Genomic DNA, 14857 nt, shown 5'->3' on the forward strand with positions numbered 1-14857 from the left:
CCGTCGGGGGCCCGGCTCTTCCCGTTTCCGGGTCCGGCGGCGACCATGTGCCCCGTGCTCAGCGTGCGGCTGCTGGGATCCTTCGCCGTCGAGGTGGACGGCCGGCCGGTGCCCGCCGGGGCCTGGGAACGGCGGGACGCCTCCGGGCTGGTGAAGCTGCTGGCCCTGCGACCCGAGCGGCGGCTGCACCGCGAGCAGGTCATGGACCTGATGTGGCCCGAGCTCGGCGTGAGCGAGGCGGCGCCGCGGCTGCACAAGGCGGCGCACTACGCCCGGCGCGCGCTGGGGTGCGCCGACGCGCTCGTGCTCCGCGACGACGTCGTCGCCCTGCTCCCCGGCGGCCCGGTGACCGTGGACGCCGACGACTTCGAGCGCGCCGCGGCCGAGGCCCTGGCGAACGGCATGCCCGGGACGGCCGCCGCCGTGCTCGACCGGTTCCCCGGCGAGCCGCTCCCGGACGACGCCTACGCCGAGTGGGCCGACGAGGCCCGGGACCGGCTCACCGTGCTGCGCCGGCGGCTGCTGCGGCAGGCCGGGCGGTGGGAGCAGCTGCTCGAGCTGGACCCGCTCGACGAGGAGGCGGCCGTCCGGCAGATGCGCCGGCTGGTCCGTGCCGGCGACCGGGCGGGGGCACTGGAGACCTTCGCCCGGCTCGACCGCGCCCTGCGGCGCCTGCTCGGCACGGGGCCGGGACCGGCCGCGACCCGGCTGAGGGACGAGCTGGCCGGGGCGCTGCGCGAGCGCGGACGGCTCTCGCCGGCCGACGAGGGGCGGCTGCGGCAGGAGATCCGGTTCTGCCGCAGCGCTGACGGCGTGACCCTTGCGTACGCCTCGTCCGGGAACGGCCCCCCGCTGGTCAAGGCGGCGCACTGGATGACCCACCTGGACCACGACTGGAACAGCCCGGTGTGGCACCACTGGCTGGTGGAGCTCTCGCGACGCTTCCGGCTGATCCGCTACGACGAGCGCGGCTGCGGTCTGTCGGACCGGGACATCCCCCGGCCCGGCTTCGAGGACTGGATCCGAGACCTGGAGGCGGTCGTCGACGCCGCGGGACTGGAGCGCTTCCCGCTGTTCGGCATGTCGCAGGGCGTCGCGGTGGCGATCACCTACGCGGCGCGGCACCCCGAGCGGGTCAGCAAGCTGGTGCTCTGCGGCGGCTACCTGCAGGGGCAGCTGGCGCGGGCCGTGACCGAGGAGCAGCGGCGCGAACAGGGCCTCGAGATCGAGATGGTCCGCCTGGGCTGGGGACGCGATCACCCCGGTTTCCGGCAGGTGTTCACCTCCCAGTTCATGCCGCAGGGCTCGCGCGAGCTGTGGGACGCCTTCAACGAGCTGCAGCGGACCACCACGTCATCCGAGAACGCCGCGCGGGTGCTGGAGCTGGCCGGGTCGATCGACGTCGTCGCGACGACCGCCCTGGTGCGGGCGCCGGCGCTGGTGCTGCACGCGCGGGAGGACAGCGCGGTGCCGTTCGCTCAGGGTCGGTGGACGGCGTCGCAGCTGCCGAACAGCCGCTTCCTGGCGCTCGACAGCCCCAACCACATCCTGCTGGCCGACGAGCCGGCCTGGCCGGTCTTCCTGCGGGAGGTCGAGACCTTCCTGGCGGAGTGATCAGACGGGGTTGCGCATCCGCCGCGGACCGGGCTCGACGCGTCCGGTCGGCGGGCCGACGGTCAGACCGCCGCCGGCGACGACCAGCGACCGGCCGCCGTGCCAGGGCTTGGGCGGCCCGACGATGACCGGTTCCAGCCCCAGGGCGAGCACCTCGGGCAGGTCGTCGGCGAGGCGGGCGACGCGCAGCAGCAGGTCCTCGAGCGCGGCGAGGTCGACCGGCTCGGTGCCGCGGTAGCCGTCGAGCAGCGGGAACGCGCGCGGGGACCGGACCAGCTCGGCGGCGTCGAGGTCGGTCAGCGGCAGCGCGCGGTAGGCGCGGTCGCCGAGCAGGTCGGTGGCCACTCCCCCGAGCCCGAAGCTGACCAGCGCGCCGAACGACGGGTCGTCGACGACCCCGACCACCGTGGCCACGCCGGGCGCGGCCAGCTCCTGCACGATCACCGGGTCGCCGGCCGGGATGGCGGCGTGCGCGGCGCGGACGGCGTCGGCGTCCTTGAGGTCGAGCCGGATGCCGCCGAGGTCGGTGCGGTCGCGCAGCCACGGTGCGGTCGACTTGAGGACGACGGGGTAGCCGATCTCCTCCGCCGCGGCGACCGCCTCCTCCGCGGTGGCGGCCCGCTTGCTGCGCAGGACCGGGACGCCGTAGGCGCCGAGCACGGCCAGCGCCTCGTCGTCGGTGAGGTCGCGTCCGGCCGGGTTCTCGGCGAGCACCTTCTGCACGATCGCCCGGCCGGCGGCCTCGTCGACGTCGGCCAGTTCGGGCACCCGGCCGATCGGGCGGCGCCGCCACCGGGCGTACTCGCTGACCTTGGCCAGCGCGATCACGGCCCGCTCGGGAGTGGAGAAGCTCGGCACCGACCCGCGGGCGGGCATGCCGGCCTCGTCGAGGACGGCGAGCTCCGACGGGATGCCCTCGCTGGAGAGGAAGGTGGCCACGATCGGCTTCGCGGATCCCTTCGACACCTCACGGAGCGCCCGGCCCATCGCCTCGGCGCCCTTGATCTGCGGCGGCAGGTAGACGGCGACCACGGAGTCGACGCCGTCGTCGTCCACAGCCGCCTGCAGCGCCGCCCGGAAGGCGTCGGGGCCACCGGCGATGCCGATGTCGACCGGCGCGTCCGCGGCCAGCTCGAGTCCCTGCTCGAGGACCGAGTCGGCGACCAGCACGCCGAGGGCGGTGGAGTTGCCGACGACGGCGACCCGGTTGCCCTCGGGCAGCGGCTGGTGCGCCAGCAGGGTGCCGACGTCGAAGAGCTGGGCGACGGTCTCGACCCGGATCACGCCCGCGGAGGCGAACAGCGCGGCGACCGACTGCTCGGGCACCTGCACCGACGTCCCGGCCAGGCCCGGCGCCATGCCGACGTGCCGGCCGCTCTTGACCGCCACCACCGGCTTGTTCCGGCCGACCCGGCGGGCCAGCCGGGCGAACTTGCGCGGGTTGCCGAAGCTCTCCAGGTGCAGCAGCACGACCTCGGTGGCCGGGTCGGTGGCCCAGAACTGCAGCAGGTCGTTGCCGCTGACGTCGGCGCGATTGCCGGCGGAGACGAACGTGGACAGCCCGATCCCGCGGGCGCGCGCCCGTTCGAGCAGGGCGACGCCGAGCGCGCCGGACTGCGCGAAGAAGCCCACCCGGCCGCGGCCCGGGACCGCCGGCGCGAGGCTGGCGTTGAGCCGGACCGCGGAGTCGGTGTTGACGATGCCGAGGCAGTTGGGGCCGACCACCCGCATGCCCGACGCCCGGGCCGCGCGGACCAGGTCGCGCTGGGCGGCCCGGCCCTGGTCACCGGCCTCTCCGAAGCCGCCGGACACCACGACCAGCCCGCGCACCCGCTTGCGGCGGCAGGACTCCACCACCGCGGCGACCTGGTCGGCCGGGACGGCGACGACGGCGAGGTCGACGTCGTCGGGGATCGCCTCGACGTCGGCGTAGGCGGGGACCCCGCGCACGTGCCGGGCGCCGGGGTTGACCGGGTACAGCGGGCCGTCGAAGCCATACTCGAGCAGGTTGCGCAGCAGGACGTTGCCGAGCTTGCCCTCGTCGTTGCTGGCGCCCACCACGGCGACCGAGGACGGGGTGAGCAGCCGGGCGATCGAGCGGGACTCGCTGCGCTGCTCGCGCTCGTAGGCCACGGCGAGGGCGGTCTCGGTCTGCGCGATCGGGAAGGTGAGGTGGATGACGCCGTCCTCGTACTCCCGCCGCGGCTCGTAGCCGGCGTCGAGGAAGACCCGCACCATGCGCGCGTTCTGCGCCAGCACCTCGGCGACGAACCGGGCGATGCCACGCTCGCGGCCCGCCGCGGCGAGGTGCTCGAGCAGCACCGAGCCGAGGCCGCGGCCCTGGTGGGCGTCCTCGATGAGGAAGGCGACCTCGGCCTCGTCGGTGTGCGGCAGGCGGTCGTAGCGGCCGACGCCGATCAGCTCGCCGCCGAGCAGGAGTACGAAGGCGACCCGGTCGACGTGGTCGACGTGGGTGAACCGGAACAGGTCGCGGTCGGAGAGCTTCTTCATGGGTCCGAAGAAGCGGTAGTAACGGGTCTGGTCGGAGCTGCGCTCCATGAGCCCGACCAGGCCGTCGGCGTCCTCCGGGGAGATCGGCCGCAGGTGGACGGTGCCGCCGTCGGCGGCGATGACGTCGGCCTCCCAGTGCGCGGGCGGCGGCGGAGGCGGGTCGGCGGACGGTCGGGCGGTGGTGGTCTGCTCAGTCACGGGGGTCGTCCGGGTCCAGGCCGAAGTAGGGGAAGGAGGCGCGGCGCGTGCGCAGGATCGCACGGTCCACGCGGGTCTCGGTGAAGACGTCCCACTGCGAGAAGCCGGTCCAGCCGCCCTCGGTCATGTGCGTCGGCGGCCGGGCGCGCAGCCCGCGCGCGGTGACGTCCTGCCGCCAGGACTCGGGGATCTCGGTGGCCGGGTCGAGCGCCACCCCGCCGGCCGTGGCCAGCAGGTGCGTCCAGGCGCGCGGCACGCAGCGGACCAGCCCGTACCCGCCGCCGCCGAGGGCGATCCAGCGGCCGTCGCAGATCTCGTGCGCGAGGTCGTGCATGAGCCGGTAGCTGGCGCGCTGCCCGTCGACGGTGAGCGCCAGGTCGGCGAGCGGGTCCTCGTGGTGGGCGTCGCAGCCGCACTGGCTGACCAGGATCTGCGGCTGGAACGCCTTGAGCACGCTGGGGACGACGGCGGTGAACGCCCGCAGCCAGCCGGAGTCGTCGGTGCCGTTGGGCAGGGCGAGGTTGACCGCGCTGCCGAGGGCCTTGTCGGGGTCGCCGGTCTCCTCGGGGAAGCCGGTGCCGGGGAACAGCGTCAACGGGGTCTGGTGGACGCTGACGGTGAGCACCCGGGGGTCGTCGTAGAAGGCGGCCTGCACGCCGTCGCCGTGGTGGACGTCGACGTCGACGTAGGCGATCCGCTCGTAGCCCTGCCCGAGCAGCCAGCGGATCGCGATGGCGGCGTCGTTGAAGATGCAGAACCCGGACGCGGCGTCGCGCATGGCGTGGTGGAGGCCACCGGCGATGTTGACGGCGTGCTGGGCGCGCCCCTCGTGCACCACCTGGGCGGCGAGCACGCTGCCGCCGGCGATCAGCGCCGCGGAGTCGTACATGCCCTCGAAGATCGGGTTGTCCGCCGTGCCGAGCCCGTGGCCCACGGAGGGGTCCGCCGGGGCCCGCTTGACCGCCTCCAGGTACGCCGGGTCGTGCACCAGGGTGAGCAGCTCGACGCCGGCCGGGCTGGGCTTCACGATCTCGATCCGGTCGCTGTCGAGGACACCGAGGGTCTCGGCCAGGCGCATCGTGAGGTCGAGGCGGACCGGGTGCAACGGGTGCTCGCCACCCATCGTGTAGCCGAGCAGGGACTCGTCCCACACCACCGTCACCGCGTCGCTCATGAGCCCTCCTCGCAGGGGGTTCTGCCCGGCTCCGGCGACGCTACCCGCGGTGTGGCGCACGCCGCGCAGACCACCCGGTCGTGGCAGGGGTTTTGCCGGTGGCGATCCGTAGAATGCGTGTTCGACACGGAGGAGTACCTGTGAACGACCTCATCGACACCACGGAGATGTACCTCCGCACGATCTTCGAGCTGGAGGAAGAGGGCATCGTCCCTCTGCGCGCCCGCATCGCCGAGCGTCTGCACCAGAGCGGGCCCACGGTCAGCCAGACCGTCGCCCGCATGGAGCGCGACGGCCTGCTGCGCGTGGAGGGCGACCGGCACCTGCAGCTGTCCGACGAGGGCCGCACGCTGGCGACGGCCGTCATGCGCAAGCACCGGCTGGCCGAGTGCCTGCTCGTCGACGTGATCGGCCTCGACTACGCCGACGTGCACGAGGAGGCCTGCCGCTGGGAGCACGTCATGAGCGAGAACGTCGAGCGCAAGCTGCTGCAGCTGCTGAACAACCCGACGGTCTCCCCCTTCGGCAACCCCATCCCGGGGCTGGACGCGCTGGCCGGCGGCGAGTCGCTGGGCGGTGAGACCTCCGCGGTGCTCGCCTCGCTGACCCTGCTGGCGTCCATCGCGACGCCCGAGGGCCGGCCGGTGGTGATCGACCGGATCAGCGAGCAGCTGCAGGAGGACGGCGAGCGGCTCCGCGCGCTGCACGACCTCGGCGTGCGCCCGGGCGCGGAGATGACCGCCCGCCTCGACGACGGCGAGGTCACCCTCGACGGGAACGCGCTGCCGGCCGGCTCCGCCCAGCACCTGTTCGTGCGCCTCCTCGGCGAGGACCGCAGCCCGATGGAGGCCGCGGCGGCGCTCTGATCCCGCCCCCGTCTGCCGCGAGCCGCCGTCCCGTCCGGGACGGCGGCTCGCGCGGTTTCCGCGCCGGGTCCAAGTACCCTGGTCATCCGGATACCATCGGTATTTCATGACTTCGTGACCATCCGGCTGACCCGGCCTCAGCAGGTCGAACGCAACCGCGGCCTGCTGCTGGACGCGGCGCGCTCGGTGTTCCTGGAGCGCGGCTACGCCGGGGCGACGCTGGAGGCGATCGCCGACGAGGCCGGTTTCTCGAAGGGGGTCGTCTACTCCCAGTTCGCGGGCAAGGCCGACCTGTTCCTCGCCCTGCTCGAACGCCGGATCGCCGATCGGGCCGAGGAGAACGCCCGGCTGGTGGCCGAGCACGCCGGCGTGGACGCGCTCCGTGCGCTGCTGCGCGTCAACGCCCGACGCGCCGCCGAGGCGGCGGACTGGGGCCGGCTGCTCATCGAGTTCCGCGTGGTCGCCGCTCGCGATCCGGCGCTGAACGCCCGCTACGCGCAGCTGCACACCCGCACGCGCGACGCCTTCGCGCGGGCCATCACCGATGCGCTCGCCAAGGACGGGCTGGTCCCGGCGTATCCCCCCGAGACGTTCGCCCAGCTGATCTTCGCCATCGACACCGGCTCCACGCTCGAGCACGCCGCCGACCCCGACGCACTGCCGACGGAACTCCTCGAGGACCTCGTCACCCGACTGGTCGGACCTGCCTGACGGTGCGCCGCCCGCACGCGCCGCTACGACGCGCCAGAGAGAGGGAACGCCATGCACGCGACCGTCGTCTCGCCGTTCGCCCGGCTGCGGTCGGGACTCCAGCAGGGGCTCCTGGCCGACTACGACGAGCTCATCCCCCGGACCACCTGGGACCGGGCCCGGATCCGCCGGCACCAGCGGGAGCGGCTGCACGACCTGCTGCGGCACGCCGCGGCGCACTCGCCGTTCCACGCCCACCGGCTGGCCGGCCTCGACCCGGCCGACCTCGGGCCGGAGGACCTCAGCGCGCTGCCGGTCATGACCAAGGCCGACCTGATGGCCGAGTTCGACGACGTCGTGACCGACCGCCGGGTCACCCGCGCCGCGGCGGAAGCCGCGCTGGCGGCGGTGGACGACCAGCCGGCGGTCGTCGGGGACGGCGCGCTGGTGCTGACATCGGGCGGGAGCTCGGGCCCGCGCGGCGTCTTCGTGCTCGACGCCCCGGCGCAGCGCCAGTTCCTGGGCTCGCTGTCGCGCGCGCTCGTGGCGCGGCTCCGGGTGACCGGTGCGCCGCCCGGCGGCCTGCACATCGCGTTCGTCGCGGCGGCCTCGCCGGTGCACGCCACCCGCGCCGCGGTCGCGCTCACGGAGGGCGGCGCGCTGCCCTTCCACTTCTCGGCGGTGCCGGTGACCCTGCCCGTCGCCGAGATCGTCCGACAGCTCGACCACCTCCGGCCGCAGGCGCTGTACGGCTACCCGTCGATGCTCGCCCTGCTGGCCGAGGAGCAGGTCGCCGGGCGCCTGCACATCGCGCCGGTGACGGTGACGTGCACGAGCGAGACGCTCACGCCCGATCTCCGCAGCCGCATCCGGGAGGGATTCGGCGCACCGGTGATCGACAGCTTCGGCTCCACGGAAGGCCTCGTGGGCGGCACGCTGCCGGATGACCCGGGCCTGGTGTTCGCCGAGGACGGCTGCATCGTGGAGCTGGTCGACGAGCACGACCGTCCCGTCCCGCTGGGCACGCCGTCCGCCTCGGTGCTCGTCACCGTGCTCGAGAACCGGTTGCAGCCGCTGATCCGGTACCGGATCACCGACAGCTTCGTGGAGCTGCCGCCGGTGGCCGGTCACGGCTACCTGCGCGCCCGGGTCGAGGGACGGTCCGACGACGTGCTGCGGTTCGGCGGCGTGGTCCTGCACCCGCTCGTCATGCGCTCGGTGCTGGTGCACGCGTCCGACGTCGTCGACTACCAGGTCCGCCAGACGCCCCGCGGGATCGCGGTCGACGTCCTGGCCCCGCGAGGAGTGGACGCGGACGCCCTGCGCACCGACCTGACCCGCGCGCTGGCGGAGGCCGGGCTCCGCGGCGCCGAGGTGACCGTGTCCGCCGTTCCCGACCTGCCGCGGGACGCGCGCACCGGCAAGCTGCGCCGCTTCGTGCCGATGGGCGCAGCGGGCGCCCGGCAGCCGCTGGCCGGGCTGTGACCGAGGGCTCACTACGGTGGAGGTGAACACCCCCGCCCGCGAGAGAAGGCCCTTGTGAGTCAGCCCGACGCCGCCACCGAGCCGGCGGACGCCCCCGCACCCACCCCGTTCCACCGGCTCGCCGACTACGCCGCGATCCCCCGCGTCGGGGGCCTGGCGCTCTCGCGGGACGGACGCCTTGTGATCGCGGTGCAGACGCTGGACCCGGAGAAGAAGAAGTGGGTCTCGGCCCTGTGGGAGGTCGATCCCGAGGGACGGCGGCCGGCGCACCGGCTCACCCGGAGCGCCCCCGGCGAGTCGTCGCCGGCGTGGGCGCCGGACGGCTCGCTGCTGTTCACCTCGGCCCGCCCCGACCCCGAGGCGACCGCTGACAAGAACGGTGAGCCGAAGCCGGCGCTGTGGGCGCTGCCCCCGGGGGGCGGCGAGGCCCGACTGGTGCTCGCGCGCACCGGCGGCGTGGCCGGCTTCGCGGTCGCCGCCGACAGCGGGCACGTCGCGGTGCTGGCCTCCACGATGCCGGGAGCGGCCGACGCCGAGGCCGACGAGGCACGCCGCAAGGAGCGCAAGGACGCCGGTGTCTCCGCCGTGCTCCACGAGAGCTACCCCGTGCGGTTCTGGGACCACGACCTCGGGCCCGCGGTGTCCCACGTGTACTGGCTCGGCCAGGTGCCGCCGGAGGTGCCGGCGGGCACCGCGGGCGAGCCCCCGGAGCTGCGCGACCTCACCCCCGAGGCGGGGCCGCCACACGGGGCCGGCGACGAGATCTCCCTCTCGCCCGACGGCCGGCTGCTGGCGCGCAGCGAGGACGTCCCGGACGGCCCGGCCGGCCGGCGCAGCCGGCTGGTGCTGCAGGACACGGCCACCGGCGAGACCCGGGTGCTCGTCGACGACCCGTTGGCCGACATCCACGGCGGGGCCTTCTCGCCCGACGGTCGCAGCCTGGTCTGCGTGCGAGAGGCGATGTCGACCTACGCCGAGCCGCCGGACTACACGCTCCTGCTGGTCGACGTCGAGAGCGGGCGGGCATCGGACCTCACCGCGGGCTTCGACCGCTGGCCGAGCGCGCCGCAGTTCAGCGCCGACGGCTCGACGGTCTACTTCCTCGCCGACGACGACGGCCGGCACGCGATCTTCCGCGTCGACCTCGACGGCGGGCAGCCGGTGCGGCTGACCGAGGACGGCGCGTACAGCGACCTGCAGGTGGCCCGGGACGGATCGGCGCTGTTCGCGCTGCGATCGGGCTACGACTCCCCCGCCGTGCCGGTGCGTGTGGACCCCACCGCCGAACGGCAGCAGCCCGTCGTCCTGCCCAACCCCGGCACGATCGAGCGGCTGCCCGGCCGGCTGGAGGAGGTCGAGGCCGTCGCGGCCGACGGCGCCCGGGTGCAGTCGTGGCTGGTGCTGCCCGAAGGCGCGTCCGCGGACAACCCGGCGCCGCTTCTGCTGTGGATCCACGGCGGCCCGCTCATGAGCTGGAACTCCTGGTCGTGGCGTTGGTGCCCGTGGGTGCTGGCCGCGCGCGGCTACGCCGTCCTGATGCCGAACCCCGCGCTGTCGCAGGGCTTCGGCCAGGACTTCGTCCGCCGCGGTTGGGGCGAGTGGGGCGGCGCGCCCTACACCGACCTGATGACCGCCGTCGACGCCGTCGTCGAACGCCCGGACATCGACGCCGACCGCACCGCCGCGATGGGCGGCTCGTTCGGCGGGTACATGGCCAACTGGGTGGCCACCCAGACCGATCGGTTCCGGGCGATCGTCACGCACGCCAGCCTGTGGGACCTCGACGCGTTCACCGGCACCACCGACGCGGCGTACTACTGGGAGAAGGAGTGGGGCGACCCGCTGCGCGAGCCGAAGCGGTACGAGCAGAACTCGCCGCACCGCTTCGCCGACGCGATCCGCACGCCGATGCTGGTCATCCACGGCGACAAGGACTACCGGGTGCCGATCGGCGAGGGCCTGCGGCTCTGGTACGACCTGCAGAAGCGCGGCGTCCCGTCGAAGTTCCTGTACTTCCCCGACGAGAACCACTGGGTGCTCACCCCGGGGAACACAGGTGTCTGGTACGAGACGGTGATCGCGTTCCTGGCCGAGCACGTGCTGGGCGAGGAGTGGCAGCGGCCCGAGCTGGTGTGAGCCCGGTCCGGCCCGTCGCTCAGCCGGCGGGCCGGACCGCATCGAGCCGGTCGAGGGTGGCGATCACCATGGCCCGCAGCTCGTCGGGCCGCATGCATGCCGCGAGGGCGGAGCGCAGCAGCTGCGCGAGCTGGTAGTCCTCGTCGCTGCCGAGCGCGCGCTCGAGGGCGACCGACGCCATCGCGCCGTCGCCGCGCAGCCACGCGCTGACGGCGAGCAGGGTCGCCGGCGCGGCGGCGAGCATCCAGGGCGCGCGTCGGGTGCACTCGGTCCAGAGCGCCTCGGCCGCGGCCGCGTCGTCGCCGAGCGCGAGCCCGAGCGCGCGGTCGCGGACACCCGTGTGCTGCAGCCCCCAGACGATCTCGGCCAGCGACGGCGGCGGCAGCGGCGGCACGGCGCCCTCGACCCGGCGCTCCCGGACGGCGGACTCCACCACCGCCCAGGCGTCCTTCTCGACCGCGCCCCAGCCGGCCTCCGCCGCACGGGCGGTGCGGGTGTTCACCATCGCGAAGCAGGCCTCCCGCACCTCCTCGCGATCGGCGCGGTCCAGGTGGGTGATCCGGGCGTCGAGCTCCTCCCGGCTCTGCGCCAGCACCTGACCGGTCGCGACGGAGGCCGCCTCCAACGCCGACACCCCGCCGGGCAGCGGAGTGCCCGCTCCCGGGGCGCAGCACTCGTGGGGGCAGTCGTAGGACCACCAGCGCCGGTCGCGGACCAGCAGGGCGTCGCGCACCGGGATCCCCGCCTCGGCGAGGGTGACCACCAACGCGTGGACGACGTCGCGGTGCGGCAGGTCGACACCGCCGTCCAGGTCGAGCTCGTCGTCGTGCTCGGAGACCACCGCGATCACCACGGCGGCCGGGTCGTCGGTGGCGATCCCGCGGGCCAGAGCCGCCGCCAGCGGCACCGCGTGCGGCGGGGGCGGGAGATCGGCGCGGACGGTCAGCCCCACGCGTCCGCCCGAGGGCCCGCCCAGGCCGACGACCACCACCGACTCCTCCGGCCGGAAGCCGAGGAGGTGCGGCAGGGCCGCCGCCACCTCTCCCGGGTCGGAGATGCGGACCTCGTACTCGTGCTCGCTCATGCCGAGGAACACTCGCCCGCCCAGCACGAGAACGGGCCGCTCGTCGCGGATCTGTGGACAGCGCGGTCGCCTGTGGACGACGGCCGGAGCCGATCCGGCGCGGCGGCCTAGCGTCCTCGGTCAGCCCAGCGCGTCGTGCTGGACCTGGTAGGCCTTGTCGAGGAGGGCGGTGAACGATGCGGGGTCCACGGCGGTGTCCGAGTCGTGCCACGACATCTGGGCCAGGCCCACCACGCGGTCCCCGTCCTGGGCGACCCCCAGGTAGGACGTCGTCGTCCAGGTGCCGCCCGACCAGTCACCCGAGAAGGTCAGGCTGAACGCGGCCATGCCGTCCGGGACACCGCTCAGCGGCGCCACCGTCACCGCGGCGCTGCCGTGGTGGTCGCCATCGCCGTCGTCGTGGGTGAACGTCGCCGAACCGCACGCCTCGGCCACGGACCTCACCTGCGCGACCGCGTCCACCGGCGCGGCGGGCACGGCCAGGACCTCGAGGCTCTGCACGCCGTCGGCGCGAGCCCACTCGGCGGCGGCGTCCTGCGGCTGGTCGAACTGGGTCATGACCTGGTCCACCGCCGCCTTGCACTCCGGTGGCACGACGTCGGCCATGGAGTGGTCGCCGTCGTCCCACGAGCCCAGGTCGGCGAGGGTGAAGGTGCGCACGCTCGCGCCCGCGCCGAAGGCGTCGGCCGGCAGCAGGCCCTTGGTCAGGTCCGAGCTGCTCGACGAGGGCGCGGACGACTCCGTGGAGGTCGCCGCCGCGGGCGCGGCGAGCGGCTCGGTGGCCGCCGCCGGCGTCGTCCGCGTCCCGGCGGTCGCGGCGCAACCGGTGAGCACGGCGCCGGCCAGGAGCCCGGCACCGAGGACGACGTTGCGGCGTGAGCGCAGCACCTGCGTCGACATAAGACGACCGTATTACGACCGGCTGCGCATGAGGACCCCCGACCCCGGATTCACAGGAAGATCCCAGCCGGCGCGCCCGCCACCCGGCGAGCCGCACCACTGCGTGCACGTGGTGGACGACCCGGTGCAGGCACTAGCGACCGGCCGGTAACAACGGCTCGTTAGAGTCCGCTGCATGGGACGGTCGCTGCGCATCGCACTGCTGTCCTACCGGAGCAAGCCGCACAGCGGCGGACAGGGCGTCTACGTCCGCGCGCTGTCGCGCGAGCTGGCCGAGCTGGGGCACCGGGTCGAGGTGCTCAGCGGCCAGCCCTACCCGGAGCTGGACGACGCGATCGCGCTCACCGAGGTCCCGAGCCTCGACCTCTACCGCGAGCCCGACCCGTTCCGGACGCCGCACCCGCGGGAGTTCCGCGACTGGGTCGACGTGGCCGAGTGGGCGACGATGTGCACCGCCGGCTTCCCCGAACCGCTGACCTTCAGCCTGCGCGCGGCCCGGCTGCTGCTGCGGCGCCGCAGCGAGTTCGACGTCGTCCACGACAACCAGTGCCTGGGCTACGGCCTGCTGCGGCTCCCCCGCGCCGGGCTGCCCACCGTCGCCACCGTGCACCACCCGATCGCGATCGACCGCGGGCTGGAGCTCGCCGCGGCGCCGACGCTGCGCAAGCGGCTGACCCTGCACCGCTGGTACGCCTTCACCCGCATGCAGGCCCGCGTGGCGCCGCGGCTCGACGGCCTGACCACCGTCTCGGAGAACTCCCGCCGCGACATCGAGACGCACATGGGCGTGCCCGGCGCAGGCATCCGGGTGATCCCGGTGGGCATCGACCCCGACGTCTTCACCCCGCCCCCGGACGGCCGGCCGCGCGACGCCGCGAGCATCGTCGTCGTCACCAGCGCCGACGTGCCGCTCAAGGGGCTGGTCCACCTGCTCGAGGCCGTCGCGAAGCTGCGCACCGAGCGCGACGTGCGGCTGACCGTCGTGGGCACCGCCCGCCCGGGCGGACCGGCCGAGCTCGCCCTCGACCGGCTGGCCCTGCGCGACGCCGTCCGGTTCACCGGGTTCCTCCCCGAGCCGGAGCTGGTGGCGCTGCTGCAGTCGGCCGCCGTCGTGGCGATCCCGTCGCTCTACGAGGGCTTCTCGCTGCCCGCCGTCGAGGCGATGGCCTGCGCAACCCCGCTGGTCACCACCGACGCCGGCGCGCTGCCGGAGGTGGTCGGCACCAGGGCCGGGCTGCGGGTCAAGGCCGGCGACGTCGGCGAGCTCACCGCGGCGCTCGCGCTGGTCCTCGACTCCCCCGGGCTCGGCGAGCAGCTGGGCCGGGCCGGCCGTCGGAGGGTGCTGGAGTCCTACACCTGGCGCGCGACCGCGCAGCGCACCGCAGACTGGTACGCCGACGTACTGGAGCGAAGGGCTGCTGGGTGCTGACGATCGACTACGACCGGCTCGACCTGCGGCCGGGGATGCGGGTGCTCGACCTCGGCTGCGGCGAGGGCCGGCACGCCTTCGAGGCCTACCGCCGCGGCGGCGACGTGGTCGCCGTCGACTGGGGCCGGCACGAGGTCGAGACGACGAAGCACTGGCTGGGGGCCATCGAGAAGGCCGGCGAGGCCCCGGACGGCGCCCGCTACGAGGTGGTCCGCGGCGACCTGACCGCGCTGCCCTTCCCCGACGCCAGCGTCGACCGGGTGATCGCCTCCGAGGTGCTCGAGCACATCCCCGACGACGCGACCGCCTTCGCCGAGATCGCCCGCGTGCTCAAGCCGGGCGGCCGCATGGCGGTCACGGTGCCCCGGTACGGCCCGGAGCGGATCTGCTGGGCGCTCTCGGACGCCTACCACGCCAACGAGGGCGGCCACATCCGCATCTACCGGTCCGACGTGCTGCGCACCCGGCTGACCGCGGCGGGCCTCACGCCCGGCGCGAGCCACCACGCGCATGCACTGCACGCCCCCTTCTGGTGGCTGAAGTGCGCGGTCGGCGTCGACACGGACAACGCCGCCGTCCGCGCCTACCACCGGCTGCTGGTCTGGGACCTGACGAAGCGCCCCTGGCTGACGCGCACCGCCGAGAGGGTGCTCGACCCGCTGATCGGCAAGAGCCTCGTCGTCTACGCCGACAAGCCCGCCCGGGAGCGGCCGCTCGCCGCGGCCGGCACGACGGACGCGGAGCGGACCGCTGCCGCCCGCTGACCCGGC

At 74.7% G+C, this 14857-nt stretch carries 11 protein-coding genes; 7 read left to right on the forward strand and 4 right to left on the reverse strand.

What is annotated here, in order from left to right; genetic code table 11:
• Nucleotides 1–54: 54 nt before the first annotated feature.
• A complete protein-coding gene (locus GGQ55_RS26410; protein ID WP_218859104.1) occupies nt 55–1614 on the forward strand; it encodes a bifunctional AfsR/SARP family transcriptional regulator/alpha/beta hydrolase in 1560 nt (519 codons plus the stop codon).
• Here GGQ55_RS26410 and GGQ55_RS00155 read toward each other — a convergent pair whose 3' ends face one another.
• Nucleotides 1615–4323: a bifunctional acetate--CoA ligase family protein/GNAT family N-acetyltransferase gene (locus GGQ55_RS00155; protein ID WP_179714552.1), complete on the reverse strand. Its 2709-nt coding sequence runs from the start codon at nt 4321–4323 to the stop codon at nt 1615–1617.
• Nucleotides 4316–5497, reverse strand: coding sequence for an acetoin utilization protein AcuC (locus GGQ55_RS00160; protein WP_179714553.1), 1182 nt, complete (start codon nt 5495–5497; stop codon nt 4316–4318). The genes GGQ55_RS00155 and GGQ55_RS00160 overlap by 8 nt, the downstream gene beginning before the upstream one ends.
• 140 nt (nt 5498–5637) lie before the next feature.
• Between GGQ55_RS00160 and GGQ55_RS00165 the strand changes: the two genes are divergently transcribed.
• The 4 genes from GGQ55_RS00165 (at nt 5638) to GGQ55_RS28110 (ending at nt 10674) form a co-directional block, all read left to right on the forward strand.
• Nucleotides 5638–6363, forward strand: coding sequence for an iron-dependent transcriptional repressor DtxR (locus tag GGQ55_RS00165; protein WP_179714554.1), 726 nt, complete (start codon nt 5638–5640; stop codon nt 6361–6363).
• Between the two features lie 114 nt (nt 6364–6477).
• Nucleotides 6478–7074 carry a TetR/AcrR family transcriptional regulator gene (locus GGQ55_RS00170; protein WP_179714555.1) on the forward strand — a complete coding sequence of 199 codons (597 nt, stop codon included), beginning with the start codon at nt 6478–6480 and terminating at the stop codon, nt 7072–7074.
• A gap of 51 nt (nt 7075–7125) precedes the next feature.
• On the forward strand, nt 7126–8538 hold the full coding sequence (locus GGQ55_RS00175) for a phenylacetate--CoA ligase family protein (RefSeq protein WP_179714556.1): 1413 nt from the start codon (nt 7126–7128) through the stop codon (nt 8536–8538).
• 54 nt (nt 8539–8592) lie between these two features.
• Nucleotides 8593–10674 (forward strand): S9 family peptidase, encoded by a 2082-nt coding sequence (locus GGQ55_RS28110; protein ID WP_179714557.1) that lies wholly within the window; start codon nt 8593–8595, stop codon nt 10672–10674.
• Between the two features lie 19 nt (nt 10675–10693).
• On the opposite strand, the gene GGQ55_RS00185 is transcribed toward GGQ55_RS28110, so the two are convergent.
• The gene (locus GGQ55_RS00185; protein ID WP_179714558.1) at nt 10694–11758 is read right to left on the reverse strand and encodes a DUF4192 domain-containing protein; all 1065 of its coding nucleotides are present in this window, start codon (nt 11756–11758) and stop codon (nt 10694–10696) included.
• Between the two features lie 120 nt (nt 11759–11878).
• Entirely contained in the window at nt 11879–12658 is a 780-nt protein-coding gene (locus GGQ55_RS00190; RefSeq protein WP_179714559.1) for a hypothetical protein, read from the reverse strand.
• A 175-nt stretch (nt 12659–12833) separates the two neighbouring features.
• On the opposite strand from GGQ55_RS00190, the gene GGQ55_RS00195 reads away from it, so the two are divergent.
• Nucleotides 12834–14087: a glycosyltransferase family 4 protein gene (locus GGQ55_RS00195; RefSeq protein ID WP_179714560.1), complete on the forward strand. Its 1254-nt coding sequence runs from the start codon at nt 12834–12836 to the stop codon at nt 14085–14087.
• Nucleotides 14081–14851, forward strand: coding sequence for a class I SAM-dependent methyltransferase (locus tag GGQ55_RS00200; RefSeq protein WP_179714561.1), 771 nt, complete (start codon nt 14081–14083; stop codon nt 14849–14851). The genes GGQ55_RS00195 and GGQ55_RS00200 overlap by 7 nt, the downstream gene beginning before the upstream one ends.
• Nucleotides 14852–14857 lie beyond the last annotated feature (6 nt).

This window comes from Petropleomorpha daqingensis, assembly GCF_013408985.1.
GTDB lineage: Bacteria > Actinomycetota > Actinomycetes > Mycobacteriales > Geodermatophilaceae > Petropleomorpha > Petropleomorpha daqingensis.

Bases quoted from the DNA above. Each gene is read 5' to 3' on its own strand.
- GGQ55_RS00185 (WP_179714558.1), bottom strand. From the start codon at position 11,758: ATGAGCGAGCACGAGTACGAGGTCCGCATCTCCGACCCGGGAGAGGTG.
- GGQ55_RS00190 (WP_179714559.1), bottom strand. From the start codon at position 12,658: ATGTCGACGCAGGTGCTGCGCTCACGCCGCAACGTCGTCCTCGGTGCC.
- GGQ55_RS00175 (WP_179714556.1), top strand. From the start codon at position 7,126: ATGCACGCGACCGTCGTCTCGCCGTTCGCCCGGCTGCGGTCGGGACTC.
- GGQ55_RS00195 (WP_179714560.1), top strand. From the start codon at position 12,834: ATGGGACGGTCGCTGCGCATCGCACTGCTGTCCTACCGGAGCAAGCCG.
- GGQ55_RS00160 (WP_179714553.1), bottom strand. From the start codon at position 5,497: ATGAGCGACGCGGTGACGGTGGTGTGGGACGAGTCCCTGCTCGGCTAC.